This is a genomic window from Micromonospora halophytica (assembly GCF_900090245.1).
Lineage (GTDB): Bacteria > Actinomycetota > Actinomycetes > Mycobacteriales > Micromonosporaceae > Micromonospora > Micromonospora halophytica.
Window position 1 is genome coordinate 1 of sequence record NZ_FMDN01000018.1, and the last position, 15,467, is coordinate 15,467.

Consider the following 15,467-nt stretch of genomic DNA (forward strand, 5'->3'; position numbering starts at 1 on the left):
CCGGTGAACTGGACCGCTGGCTGGCCGAGCGTGGAGTGCGGCTGCTGCGACCGTCCTACCGCAACCGCACCCCACGCCCCGGCGAGCACCTGCTCAAGCCGATCCGGCAACTCATCGAATCGGTCAACGACACCCTCAAGGGCCAGCTCGACCTCGAGCTACACGGCGGCCGCAGCATCGAAGGCGTCGCCGCCCGCGTCGCACAACGGCTCCTGGCCATGACCGCCGCCATCTGGCACAACCGGACCACCGGACAACCCCTGACCAGGTCCTTGATCGCCTACGACCACTGACCAGGATTAGGACTTACTCGTCTAGGGGAGGGTGGTGATGGAGAAGAGGGCGCCCTGGGGGTCGCGGAGGGCGGCGAGGCGGCCCTGCGGGACGTCGTGGGGCGGGACCAGGATGGTGCCACCGAGTTCGGCGGCGCGCGCGGCGGCGGCGTCGGTGTCCGCCACCGCGAAGTGGACCGACCAGTACGCGGGCAGGTCCGCCGGCAGTTCCTCCAGCGGCGGCGTCATCCCGGCCACGATCCGCGCCCCGCACCGCCAGCCGGTGCAGGTGACCGGTCCCGTCGGCTCGTCCTCCGGGTGCCAGCCGAAGACCAGCTCGTAGAAGAGCTTCGCGCCGTCCGGGTCGGGGGTGACCAGCTCGTTCCAGCTCATCGCCCCGGGGGCGTTGAACAGTTCCGCACCGTGCATCGCCATCGGCTGCCAGACGCTGAACGTCGCGCCGGCGGGATCGGCGAAGACCGCCATCCGCCCCTGGTCGAAGACGTCGAAGGGCGCGACCAGCACCTGCCCGCCCGCCGCCTCGACCCGGGTGGCCGCCAGGTCGGCGTCGTCGGTGGCCACGTACGTGGACCAGATCGGCACCTGGTCCGGGGTGGCCGGCGGTCCGGCACCGGCCACCGCCCGCCCGTCCTTCAGGAAGGTGGTGTACCCGCCCGCCTCCGGCTGGCGGGACACCCGGCCGGTCCAGCCGAAGAGCTGGGGGTAGAAGCGCCGGGCGGCCGTCAGGTCGGGGGTGGCCAGATCGGCCCAGCAGGGCGTGCCGGGCTCGACGCCGCTCACGGTGACCCCTCTCCTCCGGTGGGCGGCCCGGCCGGACGCCCTGCCCGCATCGTGGCACCGGTCGGCCCCCGAACGGGCCGGAACGGGGCGAAACGTCAGCTGAACCGGCGACCCTCGTCCCGCCGGTACGCCCACGCCGCGAGCGCCGCGAGCACCGCCACCCAGACGACGAGCGAGACCAGCGCGCGAGGGTCCGGCCGCCAGTCGGTGGACGCCGCCCACATCAGCTCCACCGCGCCCCGGGTGGGCAGGTAGGGGGCGATCGCCTTGATGAAGCCGGGCGCGTCGTCCGGGCCGGAGAGCAGGCCGCCGCCGAAGGCGAGCGGGAAGAAGACGATCTGCGCGACGACGATCGCCGCCTTGCTCGGCAGCGAGTAGCCGATGGCGAGCCCCATCAGGGTGAACGGCACCGAGATCACCGCGACCGTGGCGAGGGCCAGCAGGAACTGCGCCGGGGTGACCCGGGCGGCGGTGGCCACCGCCGCGATCACCACCACCGGCAGCATCGACACGTACGTCAGCACCAGGCCGGCGAGGATCCGGCCGGCCAGCCGGGGCGCCGGGCCCGCCGGCAGGGTCCGGGTGTACGGGTTCCAGGGCTGGTCGCGGTCCTCGGCGACGCCCACGCCGTACTGGAAGATGTTGGCGGTGAGCACCGAGAAGGTGACCATCGCGGCGGTGGCGTACGTGGCGCCGACCCGGTCGTCCCCGGCGAACGGCACCACGAAGAAGAGCATCGCGGCGGCGGGGAAGAAGGCGCTGCCGAACACCGCTACCGGGATCCGGACGATCTCCAGCAGCTGGTAGCGGGCGTGGACCAAGGCGAGCGTCACCGGGTCACCTCCGGTACGTTGGCCGCCGGCCGGTCGTCGGCGGTGATGGCGAGGAACGCCTCCTCCAGCGAGGTGGGGCGGACCTCCAGGTCGCGGAAGGCCACCCCGGCGGCGACCAGGTCGCGGACGAGCTGGTCGGCGTCCGTGGTGAGCAGGTGGGTACGCCCGTCGGCGTGGGCGGTGTTGACCACGCCGGGCAGCGGGGGCAGCGTGTCGGCGACCAGGCTGACCCGGCGTACGCCGACGATGTCGCGCACCGCCCCGACGGTGTCGTCGGCGAGCACCCGACCCCGGCCCATCACCACCACCCGCTGCGCCAGCGCCTCCACCTCCTCCAGGTAGTGGCTGCTCAGCAGCACGGTGCCGCCCTGGGCGTGGAACGCCCGGATCTGCTCCCAGAGGGTGTGCCGCGCCTCCACGTCCAGCCCGGTGGTCGGCTCGTCGAGGACGACCAGGCGGGGTCGGCCGAGGAAGGCGAGCGCGACGGCGAGCCGGCGGCGCTGCCCGCCGGACAGCCCGCCGGACTGCCGTTTCACCTGTTCGGTGAGGCCGAAACGGTCGAGCAGTTCCGCCTTCGGCACCGGGTCGGAGTAGTGCGCGGCGACGAAGTCGACCACCTCGCCGACGCGGAGGGTGCCGGGCAGGCCGGTCTCCTGCGGGGTGACCCCGAGCTGCCGCCGGGACGCCGGGTCGCGGGGGTCGCCGCCGAAGAGTTCCACCCGGCCGGCGGTGGGGCGGCGCAGCCCGACCAGCAGATTGATCAGGGTGCTCTTGCCGGCGCCGTTCGGCCCGAGCAGGCCGACCAGTTCACCGGCGCGGACCGCCAGGTCGACGCCGTCGAGGGCGAGCACGTCGCCGTAGCGGCGGGTGACCTGGTCGGCCCGGGCGAGGATCACCGCTGCCGCTCAGCGGTGTGCGGCTGGTCGTCGGCCGGTGTCGGTGTGCCGGCCAGCGGGGACGCTACCGCCGGCGCGGCACCGGCCCCGGCCGTCAGGAGGTCCCGTCGGGACAGTGGCATGTCGAACTCCTCGTGGATGGTCGGTGTCCATCCTCGCCGGTCCCCGCAACCCCGGCCAGGGCCGGTCAGCCCAGTGGGGCGGGCAGCGGCGCGGCGTGCAGCACGGCGAGCCGGGAGACCGCCCGGGTCAGCACCACGTAGAGGCGGTGCAGGCCACGCGGCTCGGCGGCCACGATCGCGGCCGGTTCGACGACCACCACGTGGTCGTACTCCAGGCCCTTGACCAGGGTCGCCGGGACCACGGTGACCCGCGCCACGGTGTCGAGGTCGTCGGCGGTCGCGGTCTGCACCCCGGCGGCCGCCAGCGCCGCGCGGAGCCCGTCCACCGCGTCGTCGGCGGCGATCACACCGACCGAGCCGTCGTGCGCGAGCGCCGCCCGTACCTCGGCCACCGTCGCCGCCGTCAGGTCGGTCACGGTACGCACGTCCAGCGCGCCGTCGCGGCGCAGCGACTCGGCCGGGGGCACGTCGACGGCGAGCGCCGGCAGCAGGCGGTTCGCGAACGCGACCACCACGGCGGGCACCCGGAAGCCGACGCTGAGTGGCACCACCGCCGCGTCCGGCTTGCCCAGGTGGGCCAGGGACTCCCGCCAGTCGGTGGCGGCCCAGGGGGCGGTGCCCTGGGCCAGGTCGCCGAGGAGTGTGATCGAGCCGTGCTCGCTGCGCCGGGCGATGGCCCGGCACTGCAGGGGGGAGAGGTCCTGCGCCTCGTCGACGACCACGTGCCCGTAGCCAGCGGGACGTTCGAGCAGTCCGGCGGCCTCGTCGATCAGCACCGCGTCGGCGGCGGTCCACCTCGTCGCCTTCGGGGTACGGCCGAGTTTCGTGCCGTTGCCCGCCGTGGCCGACAGCAGCGCCTGCTCGTCGGCGGTGAGCAGGCCGTCGGCCGCCGTCGCGAGGGCGTCGGCGTCGGAGAGGAGCCGGTGCAGCAGGCCCTCCGGGGTCAGCGCCGGCCACACCGCGTCCAGGAAGGTGGTGACCGGTTTCGCCTTGCCCGTCCGGCGCAGCCAGGCGTCGCTGGGCGACTCGGCCCGGCGTGCCTCGGACTGCCGTTGCAACAGGCCGACCACCCGGGCCCGGATCCGCTCCCGGCCGGTGGCGTAGGGCAGGCCCTCCCGGCGGGTCTCCTCGACCAGCCGGTGCAGCGGTTCGAGGCCGATCCGCCAGCGGAACGAGCCGTCCGGCACCATGATCGGCTCGGTGGGTGTGCCGATGTGGGCGTCGACGGCCCGGCGCAGCACCTCGGCCATCCGTACGTCGTGCTTGAGGGCGGCCACCGTGGGGTCGTCGACGGCCCGCACCGGCACCCGGGCGACCAGGTCCTCCACCGTGGCCTGCTCGACCTCGACCTCGCCGAGCGCCGGCAGCACCGCCGCGATGTACGACAGGAAGGCCCGGTTCGGCCCGACGATCAGCACGCCCGAGCGGCGTAGCCGTTCCCGGTGCAGGTAGAGCAGGTACGCGGCCCGGTGCAGCCCGACCGCGGTCTTGCCGGTGCCCGGCGCGCCCTGCACGCAGATCGAGTCGGCCAGGCCGGCCCGGACCAGTTCGTCCTGCTCGGGCTGGATGGTGGCGACGATGTCCCGCATCGGGCCGACGCGGGGCCGCTCGATCTCGGCGGTGAGGATGCGGCTCGTCGTGCCCAGCTCCTCACCCCGGTCCAGGTGTTCGTCCTCGAAGCTGGTCAGCACGCCGTTGCTGAACCCGAAGCGACGCCGTACCGCGACGCCCTGCGGGTCGCGGGCGCTGGCCCGGTAGAACGACCGGGAGACCGGGGCGCGCCAGTCCAGCACCAGCGGTTCGCCCTGCTCGTCGGTGACGTGCCGGCGGCCGACGTGGTACTCGCGGCCGGCGTGGTCGGCGTGCTGCGCGCCGCCGTGCCGACCGAAGTCGAGCCGGCCGAAGAAGAGCGGGGTGGTGGGGTCGTCGGCGAGTTCGGCGACCCGCCGGGCCAGGTGCCGGCCGAGCTGTTCGGCGGTGTAGGCGTCGCCGGCCACCTTGTCGCCGGTGGCGAAGAGCGCCTCGGCGCGCTCGCGCATCCGGCGCAGGGCGGCGCGGGACGCGGTCAGGTGTTCGCGTTCGGCGGCGAGGTCGGCGTCGAGCGTGGTCGTGGCGGGGTCAAGTTCGGTGGCGGGCACAGGTGAACTCCCGGGGCTCAACATGATGCTCGCTCGCGTGTCCGGGGCGGTTGGCCTGCTCCCGGCGCGGGGACGTCCGCTGCGGTGCTTGCTCACCGCGGCCGTCAAGCGGCCATCCACGATACGGAAGCCCGGTGCGGCGCGCCACCGAATACGACTCGCGGCGCGACTTGACGACGCGACACTGAACTAAACAATATTATTAAGGTGGAGGTGGGGAAATGGAGTGGGAGATCCTCATGACGGGTCAGGTCGAGGAGTTCCTGGACGCCCTCTTCGCTGCCGACCGCGAGTCTCATCGTCTCGTCAACCAGGCCATCCTGGTGCTGGAACGTAACGGACCCGCCGAGGGGCGGCCCCTCGTCGACAGCATCACCGCCTCCCGTCTCAGCAACCTCAAGGAGCTTAGGCCCCCGTCCGCTGGGCGTACGGAGATCAGGGTTCTCTTCGTCTTCGACCCTTGGCGCTCTGCGGTCCTGCTCGTCGCAGGGGACAAGTCCGGACAGTGGAAGAGGTGGTACCGGGAGGCCATCCCGGAGGCGGAGCAGTTCTACGACACGTACCTCAAGGAGCGCGAGGAGGAGATCCGATGAGTGGGGTCAAGCGGTGGCGGGACACCACCCACCTGGACCGGGCGGTGGATACGGCCGGTGGGGAGCGCGCGTTCGAGGCTGCGGTCGGCGAGATGCTCGATGAGGCCCGCGGTTGGCGTCTCGCCGAGTTGCGCAAGCGGCGCGAGATGACCCAGGAGCAGGTCGCATCACGGATGGGGGTGTCGGTGGCCCGGGTGTCGCAGATCGAGGCTGGCAAGGTGGCGACCCAGGAGGTGCTGGCCCGCTACATTGCAGCCTTGGGTGGCACGCTAAAGCTGATCGCTGACTTCGGCGACGAACAGCTCAAAGTCGCCTGAGTCGGTGGTGCTGACCCTGGCCTCGTGGTCGACTTCCCCGCCAAGGAAGGGGTCATGCGGGAATGAGTGAGGCACGCCCCGAACCGGGCCGGGTGACGATCAGCGACCCGCAGGTGATGCGGGCCCTGGCCCACCCGGCCCGCATGGCGATCATGGAACACCTGAGCGCGACGGAGGACGGTGCGACCGCCACCGAGTGTGCCGAGATCGCCGGGCTCAGCCCGAGCGCGACCAGCTACCACCTCCGCGAGCTGGCGAAGTTCGGGTTGATCGAGGAGGCCCCGAGCCGGGGCGACGCCCGGGAGCGGGTCTGGCGGGCGGTCAGCCCGTCCTACTACATCGACAGCGGGCAGGACGCCGACTCGGAGACCCGCGCCGCCGAACTGGCCCTGGTCGACGCCCACCTGGCCCGGGACGGCCAGCGGGCCCGGGACTGGATCCGGCGTGCCGCGGACGAGCCGCGCGAGTGGTACGAGGCCGCCTGGTTCAGCGACTCGGTCCTGTTGCTCACCGCCGAGGAGTTGGCGGGGCTGAACGAGCAGGTCCAGGCACTGCTGGAGCCGTACCGGAAGCGGCTGCGGGCCGATCCGCCGGCGGGGGCCCGGAAGGTCGCCGTCCAGTACCGGACCGCGCGGTACGCGCCGAGCGCGCGGCGACCGCCGCTGCGGAGGCGGCCCCGGACGAGGTCGGTGCTGGGGAGTTGGCCACTTCCGAGCCGGCCCGGTGAGCAGGTCGCGACGCCCGGGGATACGGTCGGGTCATGGCTGAGCAAGTCGCCCGCCCCAGGGTCGGACACATCCAGTTCCTCAACTGTCTGCCGATCTACTGGGGGCTGATGCGTTCCGGCGCGCTGCTCGACGTCGACCTGCACAAGGACTCACCGGACCGGCTCAGCGCCGCGCTGGTCGCCGGTGACCTGGACATCGGGCCCATCTCGCACGTTGAGTACCTGCGGCACGCCGACGAGCTGCTGCTCCTGCCGGACCTGGCGGTCGGCAGCGACGGGCCGGTGCTCTCGGTCAACGTGGTCTCCACCCGGCCGCTGGCCGAGCTGGACGGCGCGCGGGTCGCCCTCGGCTCCACCTCCCGCACCGGTGTGCTCCTCGCCCAGTTGCTGCTCGCCGAGCGGTACGGCGTGCGTCCCGAGTACTTCCGCTGCCCGCCCGATCTGACCCAGATGCTGCTGGAGGCCGACGCCGGGGTGCTCATCGGCGACGTGGCGCTGCGCGCGCTGCACGAGGCGCCCCGCCGAGGGCTTGAGGTCACCGACCTCGGGCAGGCCTGGCGGGACTGGACCGGGCTCCCGATGGTCTTCGCCGTCTGGGCGGTACGCCGCGACTTCGCCGCCGCCCACCCGGGCATGGTCAAGGAGGTGCACGAGGCGTTCCTGCGCTCCCGTGACCTGTGCCTGGCGGAGCTGGACCAGGTCGCCGAGGCGGCGGCCCGCTGGGAGCCGTTCGACGCGGCGACGCTGGCGACGTACTTCCGTACCCTCGACTTCTCGCTGGGCGGGCGGCAGGTGGCCGGGTTGCGTGAGTTCGCCCGGCGGGCCGCGGTGGCCGGCGAGGCCCCGCCGCTGCCCGACAGCGGGCCGGAGTTCTTCGCCGGCTGACCCCGGCATCCTGCGGCCGACCGCTGCCGGGACGCCGATGTGGCGGTGTCCCGGACCCGGGAACACCGCCACATCGGCGAAACGGCCCGGCGGGGGCCGACTCAGACGTCCTTGCCGAGCACCGCCTCGGTGATCTTCTGGCAGTTCTTCATGCCGTACTCGTAGCCCATGCCGATCGGGTAACGGACCATCACGCCCATCGTCCAGCCGTCGCCGATGGCCAGGCAGTTGATGTGCATCTCCTGCTCGCGGGTCCGGTCGACCCAGCCGTTCTTGATCGCGATGGTCTTGCGCTCGGCGGCCGGGAACGCCTTGCGGATGCCGAAGTCGCCCGCGCCGCGAACCAGCCGCATCTCGTTGATCAGCCACTTGGTCCACTTCGGGCCCGCGGCCCGGCCGTCGGCGATGCACGCGCCGAGGCGGGTGGTGTCCCGGGGGGACAGGTTCGTCCGGCTCCAGCCGCCGTCGGCGGCCGGGCTGCTGTCGGTCATCTTGCAGATGGAGACCATCCGCTTGATCGCGGCGGACCGCCCGATGGAGTTGTAGAACTGCTCGGCCCGGGTGTTGTCGCTGTCCCGGATGATCCGGGTGGCGTCGGCGAGCTTGGCGTCGCTCGGGGTCTTCCCGCCCTCGGCCGTCCGGCGCAGGTAGTCGGCGACGATCCAGGACTTGATCAGCGAGGCGGTGGTGCTGGTCTCGGCCATGTTCTCCGAGCCGAAGATCTCGCCGGTCCGGGTGTCCTGGACGCTCCAGGCGTACCAGCCCTTCAGGTCGAGGTCGACCTGCTGGTCGCGGAACGGCAGCGGCTCGAGCGACGGGCTCGGGACGGGGTTCGCCTTCGGTCGGTCGCTGCGGTCGGAGGGCGCATTCGTGGACCGCCCGGGCGTGGACGGCTCGCCCCAGCGTGAGGCGGCGGCCGAGGCCAGCGGCGAACCGGGCAGCAGCCGCAACGAGACCAGCACCAGGCCGATCAGGATCGCGGTGACGGCGGCGAACTGCAGCGGGGCGTGGTCGCGCCGGCTGCGCCTGCTGCGGGCCATCAGAGCTTCCCGACCGGCTGCTGCGGGACCTTGAGAGCCGCGCCGGGCTGTGGCGTGACGAGCTGGGTCGCGACGCCGGCGCAGACCTTCGCGCCGTACGTCAGCTTCTGCGACTGCGGGTAGCGCAACATCACGGCGAGGCTCCACTTGTCGGTGACGGCAAGACAGTTCACGTGCCAGTTGCCGTCGTACGCGAGCGCGGTCCAGCCGTTCTTGATGCTGACCGGACCCTGTGCCCTGATCTCGGCGGGCAGGCCGTCCACGATGCCCCACTTGCCGCCGCCGGAGCGCGCCTGCTGCTGGGTGACGCTGCCGCGCACCTTGGCCATCTCGTCCAGCACCCACCTGGTCCACTTCGGGCCGGCGGCCCTGCCGTCGGCGATGCAGTCGCCCAGCCGGACGGCGTCGCGCGGCGACATCCGGGTGAAGCTCCACCAGCCCTCGTAGGAGGGCACGTTGCCGCGCTTGGTGTCGGTGAGACCGCAGATCTTGATGGCCCGCTGGATCACCGGGTCCGGCTGTCCGTTCGGTTCCGGCCGGTACGTGCCGCCGGCGGCGGCGAAGACCTTGTTCGCCCCGCTGTCGTCGCTGTCCCGGATGGCGGTGCTGGCGGCCTTCTTCAACGCCGCCGTCGGCTCCTTGTCGCCGAGCTGGCGCAGGTAGTCCGAGACGATCCACGCCTTGAGCATCGACTCGGTGGAGCTGGTCGAGGCCATGTTCTTCGAGCCGGCGATCTTGTCGGTCTCCCGGTCCATCAGGGCCCAGCCGAAGAACTCGCCCTTGAAGTTCACCGAGACCGGGCCGGCGGCCAGGGTCGGGGCCGGGGGCTCGGTGGGCGCGGGGGCGGGGACCAGCTCCGCGGCGCCGCCACCGACGCCGCCACTGTCGGACAGGCGTGCGTACGCGGCGGGCACCAGGAGGCCGGCGCCGAGCAGAACCGCCATTACGGCGAGCACCATGATCACGCGGGATCGCATGAGTGGGTGGACTCCAGATGTCAGGCCGGGGGGACCGGCTGTTCGCATGGGTCGGCTCGACCGCCGCGGCCGGGGGATGGGTGGCCGTCGTCTTCGTGGCGATCGTCAGCAGCCGATCGGTGTGACGGGGGGAAGTCTACGTTCGGATAAGCGACACGCCAGATCCGACGCTCGGCAAATTGCTGTAAAGCCGGAGCAAAGAGCCGGTATGCACGGCTTGAGAGGATTCATCTTCAACAAGTGACGCAAGTCATAGCATCGCCCCTCTCCTGGTGCCAGCCCGGAGCGGCTTCCGGGTAACGAAGGGCGTTCTCGGAATCCTGTTACACCCCCTGGTGTCATTGGGGGCGAGCTGTAACACTTGGCTCATGTATGGCAACGACTTCGCCGCGGAGGACGCTCCGGGCGGCGGCCTGCTCGGCCAGGTCGAGGCGGCCGAGGCGGCGCTGCGCGAGGCGGCGGCGCGGGGGCGGCGCGGCGCGCCGGAGCCAGGCGAGGACCTCGAGGCGTACTTCGCCGACGTCATCGACGCCGATCAGAAGATCGAGCCGCGCGACTGGATGCCGGAGGCGTACCGCAGGACGCTGATCCGGCAGATCGCCCAGCACGCGCACTCCGAGATCATCGGCATGCAGCCCGAGGGGAACTGGATCAGCCGCGCCCCTTCGCTCAAGCGCAAGGCGATCCTGCTGGCCAAGGTGCAGGACGAGGCCGGCCACGGCCTCTACCTCTACGCCGCCGCCGAGACCCTCGGCATCAGCCGGGACGAGCTGGTCGAGCTGCTGATCAGTGGCCGGCAGAAGTACAGCTCGATCTTCAACTACCCGACGTTGACCTGGGCCGACGTCGGCGCGATCGGCTGGCTGGTGGACGGCGCGGCCATCGTCAACCAGGTGCCGCTCTGCCGCTGCTCCTACGGGCCGTACGCGCGGGCCATGATCCGGGTCTGCAAGGAGGAGTCGTTCCACCAGCGGCAGGGCTACGAGATCCTGCACACGCTGTCGCACGGCACCCCGGCGCAGAAGGCGATGGCCCAGGACGCGATCGACCGCTGGTGGTACCCGTCACTGGCGATGTTCGGCCCGCCGGACGGCGACTCGACCCACTCCGCCCAGTCGATGGCCTGGAAGATCAAGCGGTTCTCCAACGACGAGCTGCGCCAGCGCTTCGTCGACATGTGTGTGCAGCAGGCCGAGATCCTCGGCCTCACCCTGCCCGATGCGGACCTGCGCTGGAACGACGAGCGGCAGGCGTACGACTACACCCAGCCCGACTACGACGAGCTGATGCGGGTGATCAAGGGCGACGGGCCGTGCAACCGGCAGCGGATGGAGCACCGTAGGCGGGCCCACGACGAGGGCGCCTGGGTACGCGAGGCCGCCGCGGCGTACGCCGCCAAGCAGGCGGAGAGGCAGAAGGAGAAGATCGCCGCATGAGCCAGGAATCCACGCCGCTCTGGGAGGTCTTCGTGCGGGCCCGGCGCGGGCTGTCGCACACCCACGTCGGCAGCCTGCACGCCCCCGACGCCGAACTGGCCCTGCGCAACGCCCGGGACCTGTACACCCGCCGCCAGGAGGGGGTGTCGATCTGGGTGGTGCCGGCGGGCGCCATCACCGCGTCCAGCCCCGACGAGAAGGACGCCTTCTTCGACCCGGCGGCGGACAAGGTCTACCGCCACCCCACCTTCTACGAGGTGCCGGACGGGGTGGCCCACCTGTGAGCAGCCCTGTGAACGGCCCCTTCGACTTCACCCTCGCCATCGGCGACGACGCGTTGATCGCGGCGCAGCGGCTGGCCGAGTGGACCTCCCACGCGCCGGAGATGGAGGAGGACATCGCGCTGGCCAACATCGCCCTCGACCAGCTCGGCGCGGCCCGCCTGCTGCTGACCTACGCGGGCGAACTGGAGGGCGCCGGGCGGGACGAGGACGCGCTGGCGTACCTGCGCGACGACCGGGAGTTCCGCAACTGCCTGCTGGTGGAGCTGCCGAACGGCGACTTCGCGGTGACGATGGTGAAGCTGCTGCTGCTGGCCGCGTACCAGGTGCCGCTCTACACCGCGCTGGCCGGCTGTGCCGACGAGCGGTTGGCCGCGATCGGCGCGAAGGCGCGCAAGGAGTCCGCGTACCACCTGGACCACGCCTCGCTGTGGGTGAAGCGGCTCGGCGACGGCACCGAGGAGTCGCACCGCCGCACCCAGGCCGCGCTGGAGCAGCTCTGGCCGTACCACCACGAGCTGTTCACGGCGGACCCGGCGGCGCCGGTCGACCCGGCCACCCTTCGGGCCGACTTCGACGCCACCGTGTCCGCCGTGCTCGACGAGGCCGGCCTCACCCGGCCGGAGGGCGGCTGGGCGCCGGCCGGCGGCCGGGAGGGCGTGCACACCGAGGAGTTGTCGTACCTGCTGGCGGAGATGCAGGTGCTGCACCGGGCCCACCCCGGAGCACGCTGGTGAGTGACCCGAGGGAGGCGGCGGCGTCGGTGGTGGATCCGGAGATCCGGGTCATCACCATCGACGAGCTGGGCATCCTGCGGGCGGTGGAGGAGGATCCGGCCAGCGGCCGGGTCGTCGTCACCATCACCCCCACCTACACCGGCTGCCCGGCGATGGACGTGATCCGCGCCGACATCCGCCGGGCGCTCGCCGCCGCCGGCCACCCGGACGCCGAGGTCCGCACGGTGTACAGCCCCGCCTGGAGCACCGACTGGATCACCGAGGCGGGTCGGGCGAAGCTCGCCGCCGCCGGCATCGCCCCGCCCGCCCCCGCGCCGCGCGGCGGCACCGTGGTGCCGCTGACCCTCGCCGTACGCTGTCCGCGCTGCGGCTCCCCGGAGACCGAGCAGGTCAGCCGATTCGGCTCCACCGCCTGCAAGGCGCTCTGGCGGTGCCGCTCCTGCCGGGAACCCTTCGACCACCTGAAGGCGCTTTGACTGCTCCCGGCACCGAAGGGCCGGGATTCCTGGCTCACGCCGCTCGGTCGCACAGCGAACGATCAAGTCTTACGCGATCAACACCAGCCGGGTTCAGACGGAGGCTCCTGTGACTGTCACCATCACCCGCCCGGTCCGCCGCCGGCCGGTCTTCCACCCGCTGCACGTCGCCGCCGTCGACCGGCTCACCGACGACGCCGTGGCGATCACCTTCGCCGTGCCGGAGGAGCTGCGGGAGACCTTCGCGTTCTCCGCCGGACAGCACCTGACCGTGCGTCGTCCCGGCGCCGCCGGCGGTGGCGAGGACGTGCGGCGGTCGTACTCGATCTGCTCGACGCCGGACGAACTGGCCCGGCACGGCCGGCTGCGGATCGGGGTGCGGGAGGTCCCGGGTGGCGCCTTCTCCGCGTACGCCTGCGGGGCCCTGCGTGGCGGCGACACCGTCGAGGTGCTGCCCCCGCTCGGGCACTTCACCACGGCGTTCGCGCCGCAGCGGGTCCGCCGCTACGGCGCGGTGGTCGCCGGCTCCGGCATCACCCCGGTGCTCGCGCTGGTCGCGACGGCCCTGGCCGTCGAGCCGGCCAGCACCTTCACCCTGGTGTACGGCAACCGCACGGCCAACACGGTGATGTTCGCCGAGGAGTTGGCCGACCTGAAGGACCGTTACCCGACCCGGCTGCACCTGGTGCACGTGCTCTCCCGGGAGCCGGGCGAGTCGCCGTTGCTGTCGGGGCGGATCGACGCCGACCGGCTGACCCGGCTGCTGGACACGATCGTTCCCGGCGACGCGATCGAGGAGTGGTTCCTCTGCGGCCCGTACGGGATGGTGGTGGACGCGAAGGCGGTGCTGGCCGGGCGCGGGGTGCCCGAGTCGGCGGTGCACGCGGAACTGTTCCACGTCGACGCTCCGCCCGAGCCGGTGCGCCGGCCCGCCGACGAGCCGGGTGCCGGCACCGAGGTGACGATCGTGCTGGACGGTCGCTCGTCGCGTTTTACCATGGGGCGTGCCGAGCGGGTGCTGGACGCCGCGCTGAAGGTCCGTGGCGAGCTGCCGTACGCCTGCAAGGGCGGGGTCTGCTCGACCTGCAAGGCCAAGGTCGTCTCGGGTGCGGTGACGATGGCCCGCAACTACGCGCTGGAGCCGGACGAGGTGGCGGCGGGGTACGTGCTCACCTGCCAGTCCAGCCCGACCACCGACACGCTCACCGTCGACTACGACGCCTGACGGGCGGTGGCGCGGACCGAGGCGCCGGGTGGCCCCACCGGCGGCGTCAGGCGGTCGGGGCGGCTACCCGGCGTGACCTCGTTCCGCGGGTCCGAACTTCTGTACTGAGCGTCATGTCCGTGGTGAGGTCGACGGTGCGGCTGTGTCGCTTTGCTCTGCACCTGGATACGCGCCACGCCGGTGAGCTGCCCTTCTTCGTCCCGGCTCTCGGGCGCTGGGGCGGTGACGCGCTACCGAGCGTGTCTGTCGCGTCCGTGGGTGCAGAGCAAAGGGGGCGGCGTGCGGGGGTGGGGTTGGCCGGGTGGTGACGGTGCGTGGCGAGTGGTCCGGGTTCGGCTGTCGAGGTCACATCGGGGTGGCCGCTCGTCGCCGGGCCGGAGCGGGCGACGTACCCTCAAAGGCGTGACGGTGAGCCGGGAGATCGACGACATCCTGCAGTGCGGCGCGGACGGCGGGCGGATCACGCCCGAGGAGGCCCTGCTGCTCTACACCGAGGCGCCCTTCCACGCCCTGGGTGAGGCGGCGGACGCGGTCCGCCGGCGGCGCTACCCGGACAACGTCGTCACCTACCTGATCGACCGCAACATCAACTACACGAACGTCTGCGTGACGGCGTGCAAGTTCTGCGCGTTCTACCGGGCCCCCAAGCACAAGGAGGGCTGGACCCACCCGACCGAGGAGATCCTGCGCCGCTGCGGCGAGGCGGTCGAGCTGGGCGCCACCCAGGTCATGCTCCAGGGCGGCCACCACCCGGACTACGGGGTGGAGTACTACGAGGAGCTCTTCTCCTCGGTCAAGAAGGCGTACCCGCAGCTCGCCATCCACTCCATCGGGCCGAGCGAGATCCTGCACATGGCCAAGGTCTCCGGAGTGAGCCTGGACGAGGCCATCGCCCGGATCAAGGCGGCCGGCCTCGACTCGATCGCCGGCGCCGGCGCGGAGATGCTGCCGGAGCGGCCCCGCAAGGCGATCGCGCCGCTGAAGGAGTCGGGCGCGCGCTGGCTGGAGGTCATGGAGCTGGCGCACCGGCAGGGCCTGGAGTCGACCGCCACCATGATGATGGGCACCGGCGAGACCAACGCCGAGCGGATCGAGCACCTGCGGATGATCCGCGACGTGCAGGACCGGACCGGCGGCTTCCGGGCCTTCATCCCGTGGACCTACCAGCCGGAGAACAACCACCTCAAGGGCCGTACCCAGGCCACCACCCTGGAGTACCTGCGCCTGGTCGCGGTGGCCCGGCTCTTCTTCGAGACGGTGCCGCACCTGCAGGCGTCCTGGCTGACCACCGGCAAGGACGTCGGCCAGCTCGCGCTGCACATGGGCGTGGACGACCTGGGCTCGATCATGCTGGAGGAAAACGTCATCTCCTCGGCCGGCGCCCGGCACCGTTCCAACCTGCACGAGCTGATCGGCATGATCCGTTCGGCGGGGCGGATCCCCGCCCAGCGGGACACCCTCTACCGCCGGCTCGCCGTGCACCACACGCCGGCCGACGACCCGACCGACGAGCGGGTGGTGTCGCACTTCTCCTCGATCGCCATGCCGGGTGGCGGCGCCGGGCGGCAGTTGCCGCTGGTCGACGCCCGCTGACGGGCGGGCCCGCCGCCCTTCGGCCAGGTGGCGGCGGCCTCCCGGCCACGCCGGGTGACCGGCCGCCCGCGTCCGGGTGACCGACCGAAAGTCCTGATCGGAGCCGTCGGGACGGCAT

17 protein-coding genes and 1 pseudogene are annotated in these 15,467 nt (G+C 72.3%); 11 read left to right on the plus strand and 7 right to left on the minus strand.

Annotated elements, in window-relative coordinates:
- Window positions 1-293 (plus strand): annotated as a pseudogene (locus tag GA0070560_RS20790) (IS982 family transposase); the annotation flags it as partial.
- 21 nt (window positions 294-314) lie between these two features.
- On the opposite strand, the gene GA0070560_RS20795 reads toward GA0070560_RS20790, so the two are convergent.
- The 5 genes from GA0070560_RS20795 to GA0070560_RS20810 all read right to left on the minus strand — a co-directional run bounded on the left by GA0070560_RS20795 (window position 315) and on the right by GA0070560_RS20810 (window position 5,062).
- Window positions 315-1,073, minus strand: coding sequence for a VOC family protein (locus GA0070560_RS20795; RefSeq protein ID WP_091300550.1), 759 nt, complete (start codon window positions 1,071-1,073; stop codon window positions 315-317).
- A 95-nt stretch (window positions 1,074-1,168) separates the two neighbouring features.
- On the minus strand, window positions 1,169-1,906 hold the full coding sequence (locus GA0070560_RS20800) for an ABC transporter permease (protein ID WP_091300551.1): 738 nt from the start codon (window positions 1,904-1,906) through the stop codon (window positions 1,169-1,171).
- Complete coding sequence (locus GA0070560_RS20805) at window positions 1,903-2,802, minus strand: ABC transporter ATP-binding protein (RefSeq protein ID WP_091300553.1); 900 nt, start codon at window positions 2,800-2,802, stop codon at window positions 1,903-1,905. Before GA0070560_RS20805 ends, GA0070560_RS20800 begins: the two co-directional genes overlap by 4 nt.
- Window positions 2,799-2,924, minus strand: coding sequence for a twin-arginine translocation signal domain-containing protein (locus tag GA0070560_RS28835; protein WP_170839509.1), 126 nt, complete (start codon window positions 2,922-2,924; stop codon window positions 2,799-2,801). The genes GA0070560_RS20805 and GA0070560_RS28835 overlap by 4 nt, the downstream gene beginning before the upstream one ends.
- A gap of 65 nt (window positions 2,925-2,989) precedes the next feature.
- A complete protein-coding gene (locus GA0070560_RS20810) occupies window positions 2,990-5,062 on the minus strand; it encodes a HelD family protein (protein ID WP_091300555.1) in 2,073 nt (690 codons plus the stop codon).
- Window positions 5,063-5,283: 221 nt separating this feature from the next.
- Here GA0070560_RS20810 and GA0070560_RS20815 point away from each other — a divergent pair, with 221 nt between their 5' ends.
- The 4 genes from GA0070560_RS20815 (at window position 5,284) to GA0070560_RS20830 (ending at window position 7,584) form a co-directional block, all read left to right on the plus strand.
- Complete coding sequence (locus tag GA0070560_RS20815; RefSeq protein ID WP_091300558.1) at window positions 5,284-5,655, plus strand: type II toxin-antitoxin system RelE/ParE family toxin; 372 nt, start codon at window positions 5,284-5,286, stop codon at window positions 5,653-5,655.
- Complete coding sequence (locus GA0070560_RS20820) at window positions 5,652-5,972, plus strand: helix-turn-helix domain-containing protein (protein WP_091300559.1); 321 nt, start codon at window positions 5,652-5,654, stop codon at window positions 5,970-5,972. The genes GA0070560_RS20815 and GA0070560_RS20820 overlap by 4 nt, the downstream gene beginning before the upstream one ends.
- 62 nt (window positions 5,973-6,034) lie before the next feature.
- Window positions 6,035-6,808 carry a winged helix-turn-helix domain-containing protein gene (locus GA0070560_RS20825; protein ID WP_091300561.1) on the plus strand — a complete coding sequence of 258 codons (774 nt, stop codon included), beginning with the start codon at window positions 6,035-6,037 and terminating at the stop codon, window positions 6,806-6,808.
- Window positions 6,733-7,584: a menaquinone biosynthetic enzyme MqnA/MqnD family protein gene (locus GA0070560_RS20830; protein ID WP_091300564.1), complete on the plus strand. Its 852-nt coding sequence runs from the start codon at window positions 6,733-6,735 to the stop codon at window positions 7,582-7,584. The genes GA0070560_RS20825 and GA0070560_RS20830 overlap by 76 nt, the downstream gene beginning before the upstream one ends.
- A gap of 101 nt (window positions 7,585-7,685) precedes the next feature.
- Here GA0070560_RS20830 and GA0070560_RS20835 read toward each other — a convergent pair whose 3' ends face one another.
- Window positions 7,686-8,624 carry a serine hydrolase gene (locus GA0070560_RS20835; protein ID WP_091300566.1) on the minus strand — a complete coding sequence of 313 codons (939 nt, stop codon included), beginning with the start codon at window positions 8,622-8,624 and terminating at the stop codon, window positions 7,686-7,688.
- The gene (locus GA0070560_RS20840) at window positions 8,624-9,601 is read right to left on the minus strand and encodes a hypothetical protein (protein ID WP_091300568.1); all 978 of its coding nucleotides are present in this window, start codon (window positions 9,599-9,601) and stop codon (window positions 8,624-8,626) included. The genes GA0070560_RS20835 and GA0070560_RS20840 overlap by 1 nt, the downstream gene beginning before the upstream one ends.
- 368 nt (window positions 9,602-9,969) lie before the next feature.
- Here GA0070560_RS20840 and paaA point away from each other — a divergent pair, with 368 nt between their 5' ends.
- From paaA to mqnC, 6 genes are all read left to right on the plus strand, one after another.
- Entirely contained in the window at window positions 9,970-11,037 is a 1,068-nt protein-coding gene (paaA, locus tag GA0070560_RS20845; RefSeq protein ID WP_091300570.1) for a 1,2-phenylacetyl-CoA epoxidase subunit PaaA, read from the plus strand.
- A complete protein-coding gene (gene paaB, locus GA0070560_RS20850; protein ID WP_091300572.1) occupies window positions 11,034-11,321 on the plus strand; it encodes a 1,2-phenylacetyl-CoA epoxidase subunit PaaB in 288 nt (95 codons plus the stop codon). The genes paaA and paaB overlap by 4 nt, the downstream gene beginning before the upstream one ends.
- Window positions 11,322-11,329: 8 nt before the next feature.
- Complete coding sequence (gene paaC, locus GA0070560_RS20855) at window positions 11,330-12,055, plus strand: 1,2-phenylacetyl-CoA epoxidase subunit PaaC (protein WP_091300574.1); 726 nt, start codon at window positions 11,330-11,332, stop codon at window positions 12,053-12,055.
- Entirely contained in the window at window positions 12,052-12,531 is a 480-nt protein-coding gene (paaD, locus tag GA0070560_RS20860) for a 1,2-phenylacetyl-CoA epoxidase subunit PaaD (protein WP_091300576.1), read from the plus strand. The genes paaC and paaD overlap by 4 nt, the downstream gene beginning before the upstream one ends.
- A gap of 109 nt (window positions 12,532-12,640) precedes the next feature.
- On the plus strand, window positions 12,641-13,756 hold the full coding sequence (gene paaE, locus GA0070560_RS20865; protein WP_091300577.1) for a 1,2-phenylacetyl-CoA epoxidase subunit PaaE: 1,116 nt from the start codon (window positions 12,641-12,643) through the stop codon (window positions 13,754-13,756).
- 402 nt (window positions 13,757-14,158) lie between these two features.
- Entirely contained in the window at window positions 14,159-15,349 is a 1,191-nt protein-coding gene (gene mqnC, locus GA0070560_RS20870) for a cyclic dehypoxanthinyl futalosine synthase (protein ID WP_091300579.1), read from the plus strand.
- The last annotated feature ends 118 nt before the right edge of the window (window positions 15,350-15,467 follow it).